This is a genomic window from Sphingomonas sp. So64.6b (assembly GCF_014171475.1).
In the GTDB taxonomy this organism is placed as follows: domain Bacteria; phylum Pseudomonadota; class Alphaproteobacteria; order Sphingomonadales; family Sphingomonadaceae; genus Sphingomonas; species Sphingomonas alpina_A.
Genome location: NZ_CP048817.1, coordinates 1952330 through 1971130, shown reverse-complemented (window position 1 = coordinate 1971130; position 18801 = coordinate 1952330). Strand labels below are relative to the sequence as shown.

The 18801-nt window shown below is 63.2% G+C and carries 15 protein-coding genes; 6 read left to right on the top strand and 9 right to left on the bottom strand.

Annotation, left to right across the window (positions count from 1 at the left end):
* Positions 1-9 precede the first annotated feature (9 nt).
* The 8 genes from G4G27_RS09450 to G4G27_RS09415 all read right to left on the bottom strand — a co-directional run bounded on the left by G4G27_RS09450 (position 10) and on the right by G4G27_RS09415 (position 8675).
* Positions 10-2436 (bottom strand): TonB-dependent receptor, encoded by a 2427-nt coding sequence (locus G4G27_RS09450; RefSeq protein WP_183113087.1) that lies wholly within the window; start codon positions 2434-2436, stop codon positions 10-12.
* 372 nt (positions 2437-2808) lie between these two features.
* A complete protein-coding gene (locus G4G27_RS09445; RefSeq protein ID WP_183113086.1) occupies positions 2809-3939 on the bottom strand; it encodes a cobalamin-independent methionine synthase II family protein in 1131 nt (376 codons plus the stop codon).
* Between the two features lie 157 nt (positions 3940-4096).
* On the bottom strand, positions 4097-4468 hold the full coding sequence (locus G4G27_RS09440) for a hypothetical protein (RefSeq protein ID WP_183113085.1): 372 nt from the start codon (positions 4466-4468) through the stop codon (positions 4097-4099).
* Complete coding sequence (locus G4G27_RS09435; protein ID WP_183113084.1) at positions 4465-5406, bottom strand: Gfo/Idh/MocA family oxidoreductase; 942 nt, start codon at positions 5404-5406, stop codon at positions 4465-4467. The genes G4G27_RS09440 and G4G27_RS09435 overlap by 4 nt, the downstream gene beginning before the upstream one ends.
* A gap of 78 nt (positions 5407-5484) precedes the next feature.
* A complete protein-coding gene (locus G4G27_RS09430) occupies positions 5485-6324 on the bottom strand; it encodes a class III extradiol dioxygenase subunit beta (protein ID WP_183113083.1) in 840 nt (279 codons plus the stop codon).
* Position 6325: 1 nt separating this feature from the next.
* A complete protein-coding gene (ligA, locus tag G4G27_RS09425; RefSeq protein ID WP_183113082.1) occupies positions 6326-6736 on the bottom strand; it encodes a protocatechuate 4,5-dioxygenase subunit alpha in 411 nt (136 codons plus the stop codon).
* Positions 6733-7758, bottom strand: a complete 1026-nt coding sequence (locus G4G27_RS09420; protein WP_183113081.1) for an amidohydrolase family protein — start codon at positions 7756-7758, stop codon at positions 6733-6735. The genes ligA and G4G27_RS09420 overlap by 4 nt, the downstream gene beginning before the upstream one ends.
* Positions 7755-8675 carry an NAD(P)-dependent oxidoreductase gene (locus G4G27_RS09415; protein WP_183113080.1) on the bottom strand — a complete coding sequence of 307 codons (921 nt, stop codon included), beginning with the start codon at positions 8673-8675 and terminating at the stop codon, positions 7755-7757. Before G4G27_RS09415 ends, G4G27_RS09420 begins: the two co-directional genes overlap by 4 nt.
* Before the next feature lie 263 nt (positions 8676-8938).
* On the opposite strand from G4G27_RS09415, the gene G4G27_RS09410 reads away from it, so the two are divergent.
* Positions 8939-9415 (top strand): hypothetical protein, encoded by a 477-nt coding sequence (locus tag G4G27_RS09410; RefSeq protein ID WP_183113079.1) that lies wholly within the window; start codon positions 8939-8941, stop codon positions 9413-9415.
* A 353-nt stretch (positions 9416-9768) separates the two neighbouring features.
* On the opposite strand, the gene G4G27_RS09405 is transcribed toward G4G27_RS09410, so the two are convergent.
* Entirely contained in the window at positions 9769-10944 is a 1176-nt protein-coding gene (locus G4G27_RS09405) for a LysR family transcriptional regulator (protein ID WP_183113078.1), read from the bottom strand.
* A gap of 92 nt (positions 10945-11036) precedes the next feature.
* On the opposite strand from G4G27_RS09405, the gene G4G27_RS09400 reads away from it, so the two are divergent.
* From G4G27_RS09400 to G4G27_RS09380, 5 genes are all read left to right on the top strand, one after another.
* Positions 11037-11708 (top strand): 4-carboxy-4-hydroxy-2-oxoadipate aldolase/oxaloacetate decarboxylase, encoded by a 672-nt coding sequence (locus tag G4G27_RS09400; protein ID WP_183113077.1) that lies wholly within the window; start codon positions 11037-11039, stop codon positions 11706-11708.
* A 162-nt stretch (positions 11709-11870) separates the two neighbouring features.
* Complete coding sequence (locus G4G27_RS09395) at positions 11871-12905, top strand: 4-oxalomesaconate tautomerase (RefSeq protein ID WP_183113712.1); 1035 nt, start codon at positions 11871-11873, stop codon at positions 12903-12905.
* Positions 12902-13795, top strand: coding sequence for an amidohydrolase family protein (locus G4G27_RS09390; RefSeq protein ID WP_183113076.1), 894 nt, complete (start codon positions 12902-12904; stop codon positions 13793-13795). Before G4G27_RS09395 ends, G4G27_RS09390 begins: the two co-directional genes overlap by 4 nt.
* Positions 13796-14058: 263 nt before the next feature.
* Positions 14059-15252 (top strand): MFS transporter, encoded by a 1194-nt coding sequence (locus G4G27_RS09385; protein WP_183113075.1) that lies wholly within the window; start codon positions 14059-14061, stop codon positions 15250-15252.
* Positions 15253-15365: 113 nt separating this feature from the next.
* A complete protein-coding gene (locus tag G4G27_RS09380; RefSeq protein ID WP_183113074.1) occupies positions 15366-18761 on the top strand; it encodes a LamG-like jellyroll fold domain-containing protein in 3396 nt (1131 codons plus the stop codon).
* The last annotated feature ends 40 nt before the right edge of the window (positions 18762-18801 follow it).

Sequence of the window (18801 nt, the reverse complement as noted above, 5' to 3'; positions counted from 1 at the left end):
CGGTTCCTTCTAGAACTTGTAACCCAGCGTCGCGCCGAAGGTCCGCGGCGGCAACCAGGTCGCACCGATCAGGCGTCCGGTGGCGAGCGCGAAAGTGCTCGATGGCCGGAACTTGTCGGTCAGGTTCTTGACCCAGATCTGGAAATTGATCTTCTTGCCGTCGAGTTGATAGTTTAGCGACGCGTCGACCAGAGCATAGGCATTGGCGCTTTCGATATCGCGCTTGAACTCGCTGAAATAGGTCTTGCCCTTATACGACACATCGATCGACGGCGTGATCGACCCGTTCAGGCTCGGCACATCGACCTCATAGGCGGCGTGCATGTTCCACGACCAGCGCGGGCTGTTGCGCGTCGGGTTGCCGGCGAGCTGGATCGGCCCGCCGCCGGGTGCGCCGAATGCGGTGGGGCTGGGGTTGGTGATCGGGTCATAGGCCGGGCTGCCGGGTGTGGCGACGTTTGCCGGGTTCAGCGGATCGAGTGTCAGATAATCGACGAAGTGCGAGTCGGTGTAGGAAACCGCGCCTGAAAGCGAGAGCCCCTGTACCGGCCGCGCATTGACCTCCAGCTCGAAACCTTTGGCGCGGGTCTTGGCGGCGTTCTGGAAGATCGTCGTATAGCCGCTCGGGCCGCCAGCGATCGTCTTGTTCAACTGCAGGCCGTCCAGCGTATAGCTATAGCCCGCCAGATTGACCGTCAGCCAGCGCGCCACGGACGCCTTGATGCCGATTTCGTGATTGGCGATGGTCTCCGGATTGACGATCGTGGTGCTGCCCGCGGCGTTCTCGGGCGAGCCCGCTTTGAACCCTTCCGAATAGGTATAATAAAGCAGCAGATCGTCGTTCGGCTTCCATTCGAGCCCGGCGGTCGGCGTGAAGTCCTTGAAGGTCCGCTCGCGATGAGTGCCGGCGGCGGTATATTGCAGTACTGGCCCAAGGCCGTTGCGCGTGATGATGATCGCCGGGTTTTCCGAATCGACATGCTCGCTCGACCAGCGGCCGCCAAGCTTGATCGTCACGCCGCTCAGTGCATCGGCGATCGCGCCGAGCTTGATCTCGGTCTGGCCGAAGATCGCGAAGGTCTCGTCGCCGAGATTCGAATGCGTGCAGACGCGCTTCGGGGCGATAACGGTCGAGCCGCCCGAGACCGTGCCCGGCGAATAGCCGCACAGCGCATAGGCGGTGTTGAGGTCGACGCCGGCCGCTTGCAGCACTGCGATATTCTGGAACATGCCGTTGCGGTTGCTTAAACCCACATTGTCGATCGGGCGCTGCCGCTCGTTGAAGTAGAACAGCCCCACCACCGCGTTCATCAGGTCGGAATTATAGTTGATCTGGAATTCGTTGCTGAACTGCTTTGAATCGATCCGGCGTTCCTGCACCGTCGTCGCCTGGCCATTGGTGGGCAGGCTGTCGACCACCGCCGACAGATCGAGATCCTGGAACAGCGAGGTGCGGAAACGGCGGTAATTGGTGATGTTGGTGATGCCGAGTGTGTCGGTCAGATCGGTATGGAAGGTGCCGGTGAAGGAATAGGTTTCGGATTTGGTGCCGGGGCTCGATTCCGTCGCCAGGTCGCGAGGATTGGTCGCATAGCCGCCGACGCCGAGCGGGGCGAGCCGTGCCACACCGGGGAAGGAGGCGCGCAGATAATGGATCGCGCCCGATGAATCGTCCTGGCGGAAATATTCGCCGCTCAGCAGCAATGTCGTCTTGGGGGCAAGATCGAACAGCAGCTGGACCCGGCCCATGCGGCGGTTGAGGTCGTCGATATCGCGTCCGCTGACCGGGTTCATGCCGTAGCCGTCGCGGTCCTCGGTCTTGGCGGCGACGCGGAAGCTCACGCCATTAGTGATTGGACCGCCGATTGCGACCTCGCCGGTGATCGCGTTGTAATTGCCATAAGTGAGCCGGGCATAGCCTTCGAACGTGTCGCTCGGCTTGGCGGTGATCAGGTTGATCGAACCGCCCACCGCGTTGCGACCGTACAGCGCACCCTGCGGCCCGCGCAGCACTTCGACCCGCTCGACGTCGAACAGCGAAGTAAGCTGTGCCTCGGCGCGTGCGACATAGGCGCCATCGACATGGAAAGCGACGCCGGTGGCGCTGCCGGTGGTCGAGGTGTTGGCGCCGACGCCGCGGATGAAGATCTTGGCCTGGTTGAAATCGCTGCCGAAATTGACCGCCGGAACGATCGACTGCAAGTCCTGGATATTGTTGATCTGGGCGGTCTGCAGCCGGTCGGCACCGATCGCGCTCACCGCCGCGCTCACGTCCTGCAGCGACTGGTTGCGCTTCTGCGCGGTCACGATGATGTCGGGTCCCTCATCGCTCGCGGCATCGACTTGCGGTGTGGCCTCCTGCACGACCGGCGCGGTTTGGGCATAGGCACTGGTCGAAGCCAGAAGGGCCGCGGTCGTCATCAGAATCGTCTTCATCTTGTCTCTCCCTGAAACCGCCAGGTCAGTGCCTGGCTTTCTTGTCATTCCGGTTGGATGATCACGAGAAGCTGCGGGTCGGGTTCCGCGCAGCCTGCATCACGGCATCGCGCATGGTCGGCCCCTCGACGCGCACAAGCGGTTCGAGGTTGAGGCCGCGGGCCGTCATCGGAGGTCCTGTCGCGCGTGCCGAGCGCATCCGGAGGTTCTCCAATCAACCAAAAGCGCTCTCCAAATTCAAATATGCGAAATATTCGCTTATCTGAATTCATCTATCGCGGCAAAGCAGGTTTGGCAAGGTCCCGCCGTGCAAAACGTCCTATGCGTGACGCTATGGAGAGGCTGAACGGCCGCTCCGGCGTCGCCGGTATATCAGCCGAGGCGGGCCGCCGCGATGTCGGCGCCTTCGCGCAATGCGCGCAGTTTTTTCCAGGTGACGGCAGGGTCGATCTTGCCATAGCCGGCAAAGGTGCCGAAGCCGCAATCGGTGCTCGCCACCACCCGGTCGGTGCCGACGATTCCGGCAAAACGCTCAATGCGCTGCGCGATCAGTTCGGGATGCTCGACATAGTTGGAACAGGTGTCGATCAGCCCCGGCGCCAGGATCTTGTCGTCGGGCAGTTTCGCGTCGCGCCACACCTTCCACTCATGCTCGTGGCGCGGATTGGCCGCCTCGAACAGGATGGTCGATGGCCGCGCCTTCAGCACGATGTCGATAATCCGCTCGAGCGGGATGTCGTGATCGTGCGGGCCTTCATAATTGCCCCAGCAGATATGCATCCGCATCTGGCCCGCCGGGATATTGGCGGTGGCCGCGTTCAGCGCGTCGACATTTGCTTCGATCGTGCGGAGGAACTCGGCCTCATCCATGTCCTGATACCCGGTGTGCCGCGACATGGCGAGGTCTGGGCAGTCGAGTTGCAGCTCGAACCCGGCCGCCGCGATCGCCTCATATTCGGGCCGCATCGCCTCGACCAGGTCGGTCAGATAGGCCTCATGGGTGGGGTAATAGGCGTTGGCCTGAAACGCGGTGATCAGCCCCGGCGACGCCGCGTTGAGGAACGCGCGCGTCCCCTTGCCGTGCCGGTCGAGCGCGGTGCGGAAGCGGCGGATATCGTCATGCAGCGGTTGCAAATTCACCAGCTTGACCGGCGCGATGCACGAGGCTCGCGTGAACTCCTGCGCGCCCATGATTGCCGCCAGCTTGGTGCGCAATTCAGGTAGGGGCGCAAGGTCGAGCGCGGGCTTGCGCGGACTGTTCCCGCCAAATCCTTCGAGCCGCTCGATGATATAGGTCGAATAACCGACCTTGCCGAGTTCGCCGTCGCTGACCACCGTGACTCCGGCATCGACCTGCGCCGCCACCGCCGCATCGACCGCCGTTTGCACAACCGTATCGAAGGCCTCGGCGTCATAGGGTTCGCCAGCATCGCGGGCGAGGAGCAAAGGGGTCAATTCGGGGCCGCGCGGAAGGCTGCCGACATGGCTGGTGGCGATTGTCATGGTTTTTGCGTCTTCCAGTTCAACGGCGTCGTGATGAGCGCGTATGTTAAAGCTTCATATATATGAACCCTTCGCTTACTGGATGATATTCGCGCTGCAGAAGGTTTGCAAGTTGCGCGTCCTGAATTGCGGATTGCGCGGCGCTGTCTGCATCGCGCTACAGCGATTCGAGTTTCTGGCGAAGCCATGTGACAAAGGCCTGATTGGCGGCGTGCACACCGCTTGCCGAACGACGATACCCCTCGTCGAATTCGCCCAATCGCACAGCAGGCCACTCGGCCTGATGCAATGCGGTGGCTGAGCGCATCTTCGAATAATATTGGCGGAATTGACGATGATCCTCCGACCCCGCCTCGAACAAAGGTTCGCAGAGCTCACCGAGCACCGCGATCTGCGTCGACAGCAGACGGCGGTGCTGGATCAGTTCATGACGGCGTCCGTCATCCGTGCGCTTTGCGAGCGCGGCAAGATCGGCCTGAATTTTCTCCAGAGCCTCCAGATCTCGCTTGACGGATGCGGTGTCGGTCAACCGGCGAGTTGCCGCTCGAGCGCGTCGAGCACCCGATAACAGGGCAGGACTTGCGCGACCGAACTGTTGGGCTCGCGGCCCTCGCGGATCGCGGCGATGAACTCGCGGTCCTGCAGTTCGATACCGTTCATCGATACAGCGACATGCGACACGTCGATCGTCTCTTCCTTGCCGGTGAACAGATCGTCGTAGCGCGCGACATAAGTCGCGCTGTCGCCGATATAGCGAAAGAAGGTGCCGAGCGGCCCGTCATTGTTGAAGCTGAGCGAGAGCGTGCAGATCGCGCCGCTTTCCGCCTTCAACTGGATCGACATGTCCATCGCAATGCCCAGCTCGGGATGGATCGGCCCCTCGATCGCGTTGGCCTTGACGATCGGCCCGGCCTGATAGGCGAACAGATCGACGGTGTGCGCTGCGTGATGCCACAGCAGATGATCGGTCCAGCTGCGTGCCTCACCTTTGGCGTTCATGTTCTGGCGGCGGAAGAAATAGGTCTGCACGTCCATCTGCCGGACATTGAACTCGCCCGCCTTGATCCGGTTGTGGATATATTGATGGCTGGGATTGAAGCGCCGCGTATGGCCGACCATGCAGGTCAGGCCGGTCTCCTGCTGTTTGGCGAGTACTGCCTCGGCGTCGGCCAGGCTGTCGGCGAGTGGAATCTCGACCTGGACGTGCTTGCCCGCATTCATGCACTGAATCGCCTGATCGGCATGCATCTGTGTCGGGGTGCACAGGATCACCGCGTCGACATCGTCGCGCGCGAGGCTGTCGGCGAGATCGGTCGTCGCATGGCCGATGCCATATTTGTCAGCGATCGCCTGAGTGGCTTCAAGGCGACGCCCGACCAGCGACACGACTTCGACGCCGTCGATCAGTTTGAGGCCGTCGAGATGCTTTTCACCAAAGGCGCCGGCACCGGCCAGGGCGATTTTCATGTCTTATCCTTTCTTAGCCCTCTCCCCTCCGGGGAGAGGGCAGACGAGGCGTAGCCGAAGTCGGGAGAGGGGCAGTGTTCAAACCGGCTCCAGCACGATGTGCCCGACCGCCGTGTTGCTGGCGGGCACATGATAATGCCGGTGCAACAGTTTCGTGGCTTTCCCAAGCGCGCCGCGCATGACCAGCCACATCACCATCTCGATCCCCTCGCTGCCCGTTTCGCGTAGATATTCGATATGCTCGATACGGCGCAGCGCGTCGGAATCGCCGATCAGCCCGTCGAGAAACCTGTTGTCCCATTCCCGGTTGATCAGCCCGGCGCGTGGCCCCTGGAGCTGATGACTCATCCCGCCGGTGCCCCAGACCTGCACGTTGAGATCTTCGGGAAAACTTGCCACCGCGCGGGCGATCGCCTCGCCGAGCGCCCAGCAGCGATTGCCCGACGGCGGGGGATAGGTGACGACATTGACCGCGAGCGGGATCACCTTGCACGGCCATGCCTCAGGCTGGCCGAACATCATCGTCAGCGGCACTGTCAGGCCATGATCGACGTCCATCTCATTGATGATCGTCATGTCGAATTCGTCGAGGATCAGGCTCTGCGCGATATGCCAGGCGAGGTCTGGATGACCGATCACCGTCGGTACCTTACGCGGCCCCCAGCCTTCATCGGCAGGCTTGTATTCCTCGCCGCAGCCGATCGCGAAGGTCGGGATGATCTTCATGTCGAAGGCTGATGCATGGTCGTTATAGACCAGGATCACGACATCGGGCTTGGCAGCCTTTTCCCATTCCTTGGTCCAGTCATATCCGGCAAAGGCGGGCTTCCAATAATCCTCGCCCGTTTTGCCGAGATCGACCGCCGCGCCAAGCGCGGGGATATGGCTGGTCGCCACGCCGGCGGTGATACGCGCCATTTCAATTCTTCCCTTTTATGGAGCGCACGCCTTCGGGCGAGCGGCCGCCGGCGATCATCATCGCCGAATAATCTTCCAGGCTCATGCCCGACATGGTGCTGACCGCTTGGAGAAAGCTCTGCCCGTCGGTCGAGAAGACCTTGGCGAGGAAATAGATGTTGCCGCCGAGGTCGAGCAGGCGATTGTAATCGCGGTCGAGCACCGCCTGTTTCTGTTCTTCGCTGAGCTTCCACCCGTCGAGATATGTGCGTTCATCGGCCTTCCAGCGCTCGCGATTTTCGGCCTTCATCAGGCTCATCGCGAACTGGTTGAGGTGATAGCCCTGTCGCGCCCGCGCCGCCGTGAAAACGCGGGTACCGGGAATATCGTCGAATTCGGCGAGATAGGCGTGAATGTCGCGTGCTTCGGTCACAATCCGCGTTCCTTCAATTTGAGATCAAGGCGTGGAAACACGCGGCGCGCATTGCCTTCGAAGATCGCGTGCTTGTCCGCGTCGCTGACCGGCAGCGCGTCGACATAGCGTTTGGTGTCGTCGAAATATTGCCCGGTCTGCGGGTCGATGCCGCGCACCGCGCCGACCATCTCGCTGCCGAACAAGATGTTCTTGGTGTCGATCACCTTGGCCAGCAGGTCCACGCCGGGCTGATGATAGACGCAGGTGTCGAAATAGACATTGTTCATCACATGCGTGTCGAGGCTCGGCTGCTTGAGCATGTCGGCCAAACCGCGATAGCGCCCCCAATGATAGGGCACCGCGCCGCCGCCATGCGGGATGATGAAGCGAAGCGCCGGGAAGTCCTTGAACAGATCGCCCTGGATCAGCTGCATGAAGGCGATCGTATCGGCGGCGATGTAGAAGGCGCCGGTCGCGTGCAGCGCCGGATTGCACGATCCCGAGACATGGATCATTGCCGGCACGTCGAGCTCGACCATCTTCTCGTAGAATGGATACCAATAGCGGTCGGTCAGCGCCGGAAACGCGAAATGCCCGCCGCCGGGATCGGGGTTGAGATTGCAGCCGATAAAGGCGAGTTCGGTAACGCACCGTTCCAGCTCTTCGATCGACCCTTGCAGATCGGCCTTGGGCGATTGCGGCAACATGCACACGCCGGCGAAGGTGTCGGGGTAGAGCGCGCACACCCGCGCGATCAGATCGTTCGAGACGCGCGCCCATTGTTTGGACACGGCCTCATCGCCGACATGGTGCGCCATGGTCGAGGCGCGCGGTGAGAAAATCGTCATGTCCGCGCCGCGCTCCTTGAGGAGCTTGAGCTGGTTGGTCTCGATCGTCTCGCGGATCTCGTCGTCGGAGATGGCGGGGTAGGGCGGTGGCGTTTCGCCTGACTTGAACGCAGCCTTTTGCGCATCGCGCCAGGCATCATGCTGCGGCGGCGCGGTGGTGTAATGGCCATGGCAATCGATGATCATGGTCATTTCGCACTCTCCGTCATTCCAACGTCCGTCACCTCAGCGAAAGCTGGGGTCTTTTGCCGCGTGGGCGCGCTTTGTAACGTGGAGACCCCAGCCTTCGCCGGGGTGACGGCTTTCAGCTTGGCGCCGAGCCCCGGTTCGGGCGTCAGCCCCAATTCCCCGATCGCGCGTTGGCGCTCGACCGTGCCGCGTGTCATCGCCGCACCCGTGCCGAGCGTATCGAGCGTCTTCACCACTTCCTCCATTTCGGCGGCGCGGCGCAGACCGTGGATCATCATGCGGTCAAGATTATAGTCCGCCTTCTGCGCCCAATCGACGCCCGGCCAACTCGCATTGAGTGACGCGATGACCTCGTCCAGGACGCCGGCCCGATCGGCCGCAATGACGCATTCGGCGATCAGCGCCTCGATACCCTTCACCATCACCGACCGGATCATCTTGATCGAAGAAGCACGCCCGGTCTCGCCCGGCACGACGCGCACCGAGCCGAAGCCAATGCTGCGCAGCAATTCCGCCCCTGCCTCGGCATGCGGACCGGACAGAAGCAATGGCACAGCGGCACGCTGCGGAAGCACCGGCGACATGATCGCAACATCGACATGCCGCCCGCCGGCCGCCTCGATCGCGGCTGCAGCGGCACGCTTGGTATCGGGCGCCACGCTGTTCATGTCGAACCAGAAGGCGCCCGGGGCGATATGCGATGCAGCAGCCTCGGCAGCGGCGAGCGACTGGTCGGCGGTCACCAGCGATAACGCGGCGGCTGCACCTGAAAGTGCTTCGGCATTGGTCGCGGCCATCGCGACGTTGGCCAGGCGATGGCGATCCGACTTGATGTCATAAGCGATCATCGCAGCATCGAGCCCCGGCGCGAACGCTGTCGCGGCCTCTCCGAACCCGATCAATGCCAGTTGCGCAACCATATGCCGTGGCTAAGCGCGCATGCCCGCCCGCGCCCAATCGGAATGCTGGGCGGGCTATTCGAAATCCTGATTTGTCTTTCCTTGGCTGGACGCCATGTCTGCAAAAGAGAAGCAGAAGGCGGCCAGCCGTTGAATGCTGGCTATTGTTGAAAGCGGTCGCCCGGGTCATAGACGGTGTATGGATCGTGTCTCGGACAGGCTGATATTGATCCTCGGTTGGAGCAAACCAAATGCCACATGGTATAAAAATCTTTGGCCTTGCGATGATGCTCGCTCTTGCCGCGCGAGCTGAGGCCATCGATTGGCAGCTTCATCCGGCAGAGGGCGGTCGCGGTGTCGTGCTGACCTTCGATGCCGGACAACGGGTCTCCTATCGGTTCGAATGCACCGTCAATGACGTGATCGTGACCCAGAAGGGGGTCACCAAACTCATGGACCTGAAAAACGGCCAGACGGTTGGAGATGATGCACAGGCAGTGATGTCGCCGGGCGCGGCGATGATGGCATTGTTCGGTGGGAAGGGTGATCCGCGCTTCATACCGGCCGATGCGGTGAAAAATCCCGCTGGAGGCTGGGACCTGACGATCCACTTGCTCAAGGGTGACAAGCAGCTCACGGCGATCGGTAAGAGCGAGATGATGTCGCTCTTCACCACCGGCTATACGACGGCGGTTGTGATGGATGCCACCGCGCGTGCCAAGTGGAGCGATTTTATGCAACGCTGTGAGGCGGCTGCTTAGCGCCGTGGATCCAGTCCGACCGGTTGGTGTCGAGTGGATTGCTTGGGCAAGGTCTTGGTTTAGCATCTGATAAATAGTGATATTTGGTAATATCGGCGGAGGGATGCGACGGTCTGTAATCTGACACAACCGGTGTAGCATATCTCCCATCAGGCCAATCAGTCCCACCCCTCATCTCTGTCGCGGCGGCGATTCAACCATCATAACGGATCGGGCATTTCATCCCTTGCCGACCCACACCGGCGCGCTTTTTCTTAGTGTCGAAAAACAGGATTGGCATAGCGCCACCAGCGTATTGGCTGACCATCGCCACGCCATGCGCCGAGATGAGCCGGGTACCATAGGCGAATTGCCTAGACGGCGGCCAGCACCTCGAGAAACCGCGCCTGCACTCGCGTCGGCCGCCAGCCGGCACGCGTCGTCACGCCGATCACGCGCCCGCTCGCTTCGGGTGCCGGCCCGATCGCCGTCAGCATGCCCGTATCGATCTCGAGTCCCACCTGGTCGGGCGAGAGCAGGGTAAGAAAATCGCTTTCGCGCAACACCCCGCGGATCACCATCACCGACCCGCATTCGATCGGCGCTTCCGGCAGCGTACCGCCCGCGAACATGCTTTCCCACAATGCCCGGATCGGTGCGCCTGTGCGCCCGACGATCCAGGGATAGGCGCGCAGCGCCTCGCGTGTTGGCTGCGCCCCGCCGGCCAGTGGGTGTCCGGCACGCCCGACGATCACCAGCCGGTCGTCGAGCAGCGGCTGCTGCTGCAGATCGGGCGGGCCGGGCGCGGGTCGCAGCGCGCCGATCATCATGTCGAGCGTGCCGTCGCGCAACGGCTCGACCAGCTCGCGCCACGATCCCTCCGAAACGTCGAACCGCGCGCCGGGCATTTCGCGCGCCACCCGGGCGAGTGCGCGCGGCAACAGTTCGGCGCGCGACAGCGGCATCGCTCCGATCGCGACCCGCCCCGCCCCGCCGCGATCGGGTCCGGCCTCAACGATCCCCGCAGCAATTTCCGCGCTCGCCAGCCGGATTCCGCGCGCCAGCCGCCGCCCTGCTTCGCTCAGCGCAATCCCGCGCCCGCGCCGTTCGACCAGCACCGTGCCGCACACTTGCTCCAGATCGCGCACCGCACGGTGGATTGCCGGTTGCGAGAGCGCCGTCGCCGCACCCGCGCCGACGAAGCTCCCGGTATCGGCAAGCGCGAGAAAGGCATGCAGCTGCGTCGCCGTCATCAACTGCGCCGGCCGTGTGAATCCACGGGCGCCCGACCGTGTCGCGGCGCCAAGATGCGCGAAGGCCGCCACCGCGCGCGCCGTCAACGCTGCGCCCGCCTCGGTCGGCGCCATGCCATCGGTGCGCCGTTCGAACAGCGCCGTGCCGAGCTGCGCTTCCAGCTTGGCGAGCCCCTGAGTCAGTGCGGGCTGCGACAGGCTGACGATCTCGGCCGCCGCGCTCATGCTGCCATGCGTGACGATCGCCGCTAGCGCGCGCAGATGACGGAGATTGAGGTCGAACGGGGCAGGGGCCATGAAGCATCTATAGCAAAAACTTATCGATGGGCCATTCTTCCGAATTGTCGCTGCGCCGTACGACGCGCAGTCCTCGACGAAAGGAGATTTGCATGTCGAGGGTCGTGACCAGCATCGAACGCGCCGACACCATCGTCATCGACGGGCTCGCCGCATGCGGCGTCGCCACGGTGCATGAGGCGCAAGGCAGGATCGGCCTGCTCGCAAGCCGGTTGCGGCCAATCTATCCCGGCGCCCGGATTGCGGGCTCGGCGGTGACGATCTCGGCGCCGCCGGGCGACAATTGGATGATCCACGTTGCGATCGAGCAATTGCGGATGGGCGATGTCCTGGTGCTCGCGCCGACATCACCATGTGAAGACGGTTATTTCGGCGATCTGCTCGCCACCTCGGCGATGGCGCGGGGGTGTCGCGGACTGGTGCTCGACGCCGGCGTGCGTGACGTGCGCGACCTGACGCAAATGGGCTTTCCGGTCTGGTCGAAGGCGGTCTTCGCGCAAGGGACGGTCAAGGCGACGCTTGGATCGGTCAATGTCCCGATCGTGTGCGCGGGTGCGGCGATCGAGGCTGGTGACGTGATCGTCGCGGACGACGACGGTGTCTGTGTGGTCAAACGCGCCGATGCGGCAGATGTGCTGAAAAAGGCCCAGGCGCGCGAGGCCAATGAGGAATCGAAGCGTCAGCGGCTCGCGGCTGGCGAACTCGGGCTGGACATTTACGATATGCGCGGCAAGCTGGCCGAACTGGGGCTTACCTATGAGTGACGCACCAAACTCCCTCTCCCATCGGGAGAGGGAAGGGGGCCGCCGCGCGGCGGTGGGAAGGGTGAGGGTGATGGCGTCGCCCATATTCACCCTCACCCTTCCGCAGCTTCGCTGCTCCCTCCCTCTCCCGACGGGAGAGGGAATTTGACAGCCATCCGTTGCATGTGGATGCGCGGCGGCACGTCGAAGGGCGGTTTCTTCGTCGCGGAAGATCTGCCGGCCGATACGGCGGAGCGCGACGCCTTGCTGCTGCGCGTGATGGGATCGCCCGATCCGCGCCAGATCGACGGCATGGGCGGCGCCGATCCGCTCACCTCTAAGGTCGCTGTCGTCTCCCGCTCGGGGCGCGATGGCGTCGATGTCGATTATCTATTCCTCCAGGTGTTCGTCGATACGGCCGTCGTCACCGATGCGCAGAATTGCGGCAACATGCTCGCCGGTGTGGGGCCGTTCGCGATCGAGCGGGGGCTGTTCGCGGCGACGGCTGGGGAAACGCGGGTGTCGATCTTCATGGTCAATACCGGCCAGATCGCGGTCGCCACGGTGCAAACGCCGGGCGGCGTGCCGACTTATGCCGGTGACGCCCGCATCGATGGCGTGCCGGGAAGCGCCGCGCCGATCCCGCTGGAGTTCCGCGACACTGCGGGGTCGTCATGCGGCGCGCTGCTGCCGACCGGTAATGCGGTTGATATGATCGACGGCGTCGCCTGCACGCTGATCGACAACGGCATGCCCTGCGTGGTGTTCAAGGCCGAGGATGTCGGCGCGACTGGTTATGAGGACCGCGAGACGCTTGACGCGGCGACCGATCTCAAGGCGCGGATCGAGGCGATCCGGCTTCAGGCCGGACCGATGATGAATCTCGGCGATGTGACCGAGAAATCCGTGCCCAAGATGATGCTCGTCGCGCCGCCCGCGCATGGCGGTGCGGTGACGGTGCGCAGCTTCATCCCGCACCGCGCGCATGCCACCATCGGCGTACTGGGTGCAGTCAGTGTGGCGACGGCTTGCCTGGTGCCAGGTTCGCCGGCAGGCGCCGTCGCATCGATTCCCGACGGCGCGCGCAAGACGCTGTCGGTCGAACACCCGACCGGCGAGATGAGCTGTGTCCTGGAACTGGGTGAGGACGGGCAGGTGGCGACCGCGGCATTGCTTCGCACCGCGCGTAAACTGATGGATGGAGAGGTGTTCGCATGAGCACGGACGAGCAGGGTCGCGTTCGCAGCTGGACCGAACATCCCTCTACGCCCCGGTACGTGCCGCCGCCTGGCGCGGTCGATGCGCATTGCCATGTGTTCGGCCCCGCAGCCGAATTTCCGTTCAGCCCGCTCGCCAAATATCAACCCCAGGATGCCGGGCCGGACATGCTGTTCGCCCTGCGCGACCGGCTGGGTTTCGCTCGCAACGTGATCGTTCAGGCGAGTTGCCACGGGACCGATAATGCCGCCACGCTGAACGCCATCGCGAAGTCCGGCGGCAAGGCGCGGGGGGTTGCGGTGGTTGATCCCGCGATCAGCGATGATGAGCTGCGAATGCTCGATAGAGGCGGGATGCGCGGCGTGCGCTTCAACTTTCTCAAACGGCTGGTCGACAATGCGCCCAAGGACAGGTTCCTCGAGGTCGCCGGCCGCTTGCCGAAGGGTTGGCACGTCGTGGTCTATTTCGAAGCGGACATCCTTGAGGAGATGAAGTCTTTCCTCGCCGCGATCCGGGTGCCGATCGTGATCGATCATATGGGCCGGCCCGACGTGACACAGGGACCGGATGGCCCCGATATGCGCGCTTTTCGCGCCCTGCTGGACAGTCGTGACGATATCTGGACCAAGGTGACCTGTCCCGATCGCCTGTCGCCGCTAGGTGAGCCCTATGACGATTTCGTCGCGGCGGTGCGGCCGCTGGTTGAGGATTATCAGGACCGCGTGCTGTGGGGCACCGACTGGCCGCATCCCAATATGGAGCATCGCATCCCTGACGATGGCGGTCTGGTCGATGTGATCCCGCGTATCGCGCCGATCGGGGCATTGCAGCACAAGCTGCTCGTGGCGAATCCGATGCGGCTTTACTGGCCGGAAGAGGCTGGGACCTGAACCGGGGCTATCACCTGGCCGAATATCGGAGATCTGCAAACACCCTTCCACGATGAGGAAGTCTCGCGACAGGCTCTCGCCGGATCGTTGATCGACATATGTGCCCGAAGCTACTCCGCGCGCTCGCGTGATTTTCTAAACCCGGCACGGACAGCTGCAGCGATCGAGCGTCGCCGCTGCCAAATGTAACGCAAGAGACTCCTGTTCTCTTGCGACGGGTCGGTTATTACCGGCTTGAGGGCGCGCTTGGGGAGAGCATATCGATGGGGAACGCAGCCGAAGCGAAACGGCGGCAGCCGCTTGGCTTCCTGCTCCTCTATGCACTGGCTCAGGCCGGCAGCGTGATCGCCTATACACCATTCCTGATGCTCGTGCTGCCGGCGCGCGTCACGGAGCTTGCCGGGCAGGACGATGTTCTGTGGCTCGGCTATATCGTCTTTGCCGGCGCGGTTGCAGCGAGCTGTGGGGGTGTTTTCTTTGGCTGGCTCAGCGATCGGACGGGACGTCGGCGCGTCTGGATTCTCGCAGGGCTTTTGCTGAGTACCGGATTCCAGCTGGCGATGGTGCGATGCGACGACATCGCCGCGCTGCTTTGGCTTGTCGTGGCCTGGCAATTGTCACTCAACATGCTGCTCGTACCATTGCTCGCCTGGGCGGCGGATCTGGTGCCCGACGAGCAAAAGGGCATGCTCGGCGGCCTTCTCGCCCTGGCGCCCGCGAGTGGCGCCTGGTCTGGGATTGCGCTTGCCGCGAGCGGCGCAACGACCTTTCAGGACAAGCTTTGGGTCATTGCCTTTCTGGCGATAGCTGCGGTTTTGCCGGTGTTGTGTTTCGGACGCCCGCGCCAATCATCCGGACCCGCCATTCCCGTCCGGCAAAGCGTGTCGGCCAGCCCGCGGCTCGGGTCGGTGGCGATGCGGGTATGGGCCGCGCGCCTGCTTGTCCAGATTTCCGGGGCGGCGCTTGCCAGCTATCTCTACTTCTGGCTGCGCGCGCTCGACCCCGCGATGGGAGACGGTGAAAAGACCGTCCTTTTTGCAGGCGGACTGACGGCCGCAATCTTCCTTGCTTTTGTCGTCGGTCGATGGACCGATCGGCATGGACGCCCTTTCGCAATGCTATCATTGCTGGCGGTAATTTCCGCAGCGGGACTGGGTGCGATGGCCCTGGCCGGTGATCCGGCTACAGCAAAGTCGGCCTATTTGCTTTTCGCGACGACCGGCGCGACCTTTCTTGCGCTGCATGCGAGTCAGACGCTGCGCATTCTTCCCGACCCCGATCGGCGTGGGCGTGATATCGGAATCTTCAATCTCGCCAACACCGCGCCTTCGCTGGTGATGCCATGGCTCGCCATTTCGCTCGTCCCGGCGTTCGGCTTTGAGCGGCTTTTCCTTCTGCTCGCTTTGCTCGCTCTTGCAGCAGCCGCCCTGTTGGCAACAATTCCGCGAGATGTCTGAGCGCGCCCACATCTTCCGCCGCGTCTCGTTCGATGAGTTGCGTAGCCACGACTTCTGGCAAACAAAGTTCGACATCTTTATCATCAAGCCACCACATGCCGGGACTAAACAATATGGCGAGATACGTGCTGGGCCTGTTGCTGGTCGCCGCATCGGTCCTTCCGGCGAATGCCGCTACACCCAATAATGGCGGCCCCTATAATGCGATCTTCCTCGAAGGCGGGATTGGCGTCGAGCGCGCGCTGGCAGACGCCAGCGCGATGGCGAAGACCGGGGCACCGTACAGCATCTCGGCCTGGGTAAAGCCCGACGCGCGGCAGAAGGGCATGGTCGTGCTGGTGGCGCTGGGCTCGACCGAGGGCGGCGCCTGCCGGTGTCTGGCGTTGAAGGACGGCGTACCGGCCGTACGCGACGGCGAGGCATTGCTCGCGGCTTCGCGTTCGGTAGCGCCGAAGACCTGGACGCACCTCGTCGCCTCGTCCGATGGCAAGACGCTGCGGCTCACGATCGATGGACGCGAAGTCTCGCGCGGGGCGATACGCTCCACCGAGGTCAAGGCTGTGATCGGAGTCGCCCCCGCGACGCCGGGGGCGCCGCATTTCGGCGGTGCGTTGGTGCATGTCACAGTCGACGACGCTGCGCTCAGCCCGGCACAGATTTCGCGCATGTGGAGCGATCGGCCCAAATTCGAACTGATCCAGATGTGGAAGGTCGGCCAGGGCTGGGAGTGGCAGCGCTACGCCAATACCGGCCTATGGCGGCAGCAGGATCCGTGGACGCTGCCCAAGGCCAAAGGGGAGGGGACGCCTCCGGTCGCCAAGCCCGTGACGGCGCGTCCGGCGCTTGAGGCGATTGGCGATAATCGATGGCAGATCAATGGCTGGCGTCTGATCGGCGCGGGTGACGTGATCGCGGACGCGAATGTGCTTTCGCGGCCCGGTTTCGATGCGCGCAAATGGTACGCGGCGACGGTGCCAGGCACCGTGCTGACGACGCTTGTCGACCGTGGCGTCTATCCGGATCCCTATTACGGACTCAACAATTTGGCGATCCCCGAGAGCCTGTCGCGGCAGGATTGGTGGTACCGCGCCAGCTTTGAGGTGCCGCCCGAGGCGGCGGGGCGCGCGCTGACCCTGACCTTCAACGGCATCAACTATGCCGCGGAAATATGGGTGAACGGCGTGAAGCTGGGTAACACCACCGGCGCCTTCATTCGGGGCCGCTTCGACATCATTCCACAGGCTGGCGAGAATGTGATCGCGGTGCGGGTGTCGCCGCCGCCGCATCCCGGTATCCCCCACGAACAATCGATCAAGGGCGGCGTGGGCATGAATGGCGGCCAGTTGGCGATCGACGGGCCCACTTTCGTCGCCACCGAGGGCTGGGACTGGATTCCCGGGATCCGCGATCGCAACACCGGCATCTGGCTTCCGGTGGAGCTTCAGGCGCACGGCACGGTGCGCATCCTCGATCCGCAAATTGTCACCGATTTGCCGCTCCCGCGCATCGACAGTTGCGATGTGCATGTCCGAGTGCCGGTGGAGAACAAGGGCACGACGGCGCTGCAGGTGACGGTACGTGCGAGCTTCGACGGTCACGACATGGAGAAGCTTGTCACGGTCGCCCCGGGGGTCACCAGCATCGCCTTCGCGCCCGTCACGGTTCGTGATCCCAGGCTATGGTGGCCCAATGGTTATGGCGAGCCGGCGCTGCACGATATGCGCTTCTCCGTGCTCGTCGGCGGTCAGCCTTCGGACATCAAGACCGTGCGCTTCGGCATCCGCGAGGTCAGCTATGACCTGTCCCTGTTCGACAGCAGGGGCGTGCTGCGCCGTGTCAATGTGCAGACCACCGATGGCGGCCTCAAGGGCGAGAAGCTGATCGCGGTCAATCACGAGGCGATCAAACAAACCCCGCGCGGCTGGACCGAATCGCTCACCCCGGCAGGCGAACATTCGCCGGCGGTCGCCGAAATCTCCGAGACGCTGCCCGAGCCGCATCTGGCGATCCGCGTCAATGGCGTGAAGATCGCCGCGCGCGGCGGCAATTGGGGCATGGATGATGCGATGAAGCGGATCGACCGCGCCCGGCTCGAACCCTATTTTCGGTTGCAGAAGGAAGCGCACATGAATGTGGTGCGCAACTGGATGGGCACCAATACCGAGCCGCAATTTTTCGACCTCGCCGACGAATACGGGCTGATGGTGCTCAACGATTTCTGGCAGTCGACCCAGAATTTCCAGGTCGAACCGCAGGATCCGCAGCTGTTCCTTGCAAATGCGCGCGACACGATCGCCCGCTACCGCAACCACCCGTCGATCATCCTCTGGTTCGGCCGCAACGAGGGCGTCCCGTATCCCGCGTTGAACGAGGGGCTGGACGATGCGGTACACGCACTGGACGGAACACGCTGGTACACGGGCAGTTCGAATGTCGTGAATCTGCAGGACTCGGGGCCATATAATTATCGCCCACCGGTCGGCTATTTCACCGATCTCGCCACCGGCTTCTCGGTCGAGACGGGAACGCCGTCACTGTCCACGATCGAATCGATCAAATCCTCTGTGCCCGACGCCGATCGCTGGCCGTTGAGCGATACGCTGGCCTATCATGACTGGCATTTCGCCGGGAACGGCGACACCAAAACCTTCATGCAGACGCTCGAAACCATGTTCGGTCCCGCGACCTCACTCGAGGATTTCGAGCGCAAGGCGCAGATGATGAATCTCGAAACCCACAAGGCGATGTACGAAGGATTCCTTGGGCACCTCTGGACCAAGAATTCGGGCCGGCTGCTATGGATGACCCACCCGGCCTGGCCGTCGAACGCGTGGCAGATCTACAGCTGGGACTATGACACGCACGCCGCCTATTATGGGGCGAAGAAGGCGACGGAGCCGCTCCACGTCCAGCTCAACCTGCCGGGCAATGAACTGATCGTACTCAACACGACACGTGAAGACCTTCGCCGTCTGACCGTGGCAACGCGGGTGGTTGGCCTCGACAATCGCGAGCTCTTCGTGCGCACCGACCGGGTCGACGCACTTGCGAACCGGGCGACTCCGCTCGCGCCGGTGCCACTGGAGTCGCTTTTCGCGCGCGATCCGATGCTGCTGGTGGCGCTCAAGCTGACCGACGATTCCGGTAAACTCGTCGCGGAGAACTTCTACTGGCGCGGCAAGGATAGCGCTTCCTATCGAGCGCTCGACACGCTGGCGAAGGTTCCGCTTCGAATGGAGGTGGAAGCACCGGTCAACAACGGTGCCGACCGGCGGGTTCGGGTGACTTTGTCCAACTCCAGCAGCACCCCGGTACTCAATGCCAAACTCACGCTGGTTGACGCGAGGGGAGGGCGTATCCTTCCAGCCTTCTACAGCGACAACTACCTTGCCTTATTGCCCGGCGAGACGCGCTCCGTCGATGTGCGCTATCCGGCGGCGGTCGCCGGCACGCCGGGCCTCACGCTGCGTGGCTGGAACGTCGTGCCGGCACGGATCGAGGCGAAATAGTGGGGGACAGACTTGGAGTTGCGCGCCGCGCGCGAAGAGC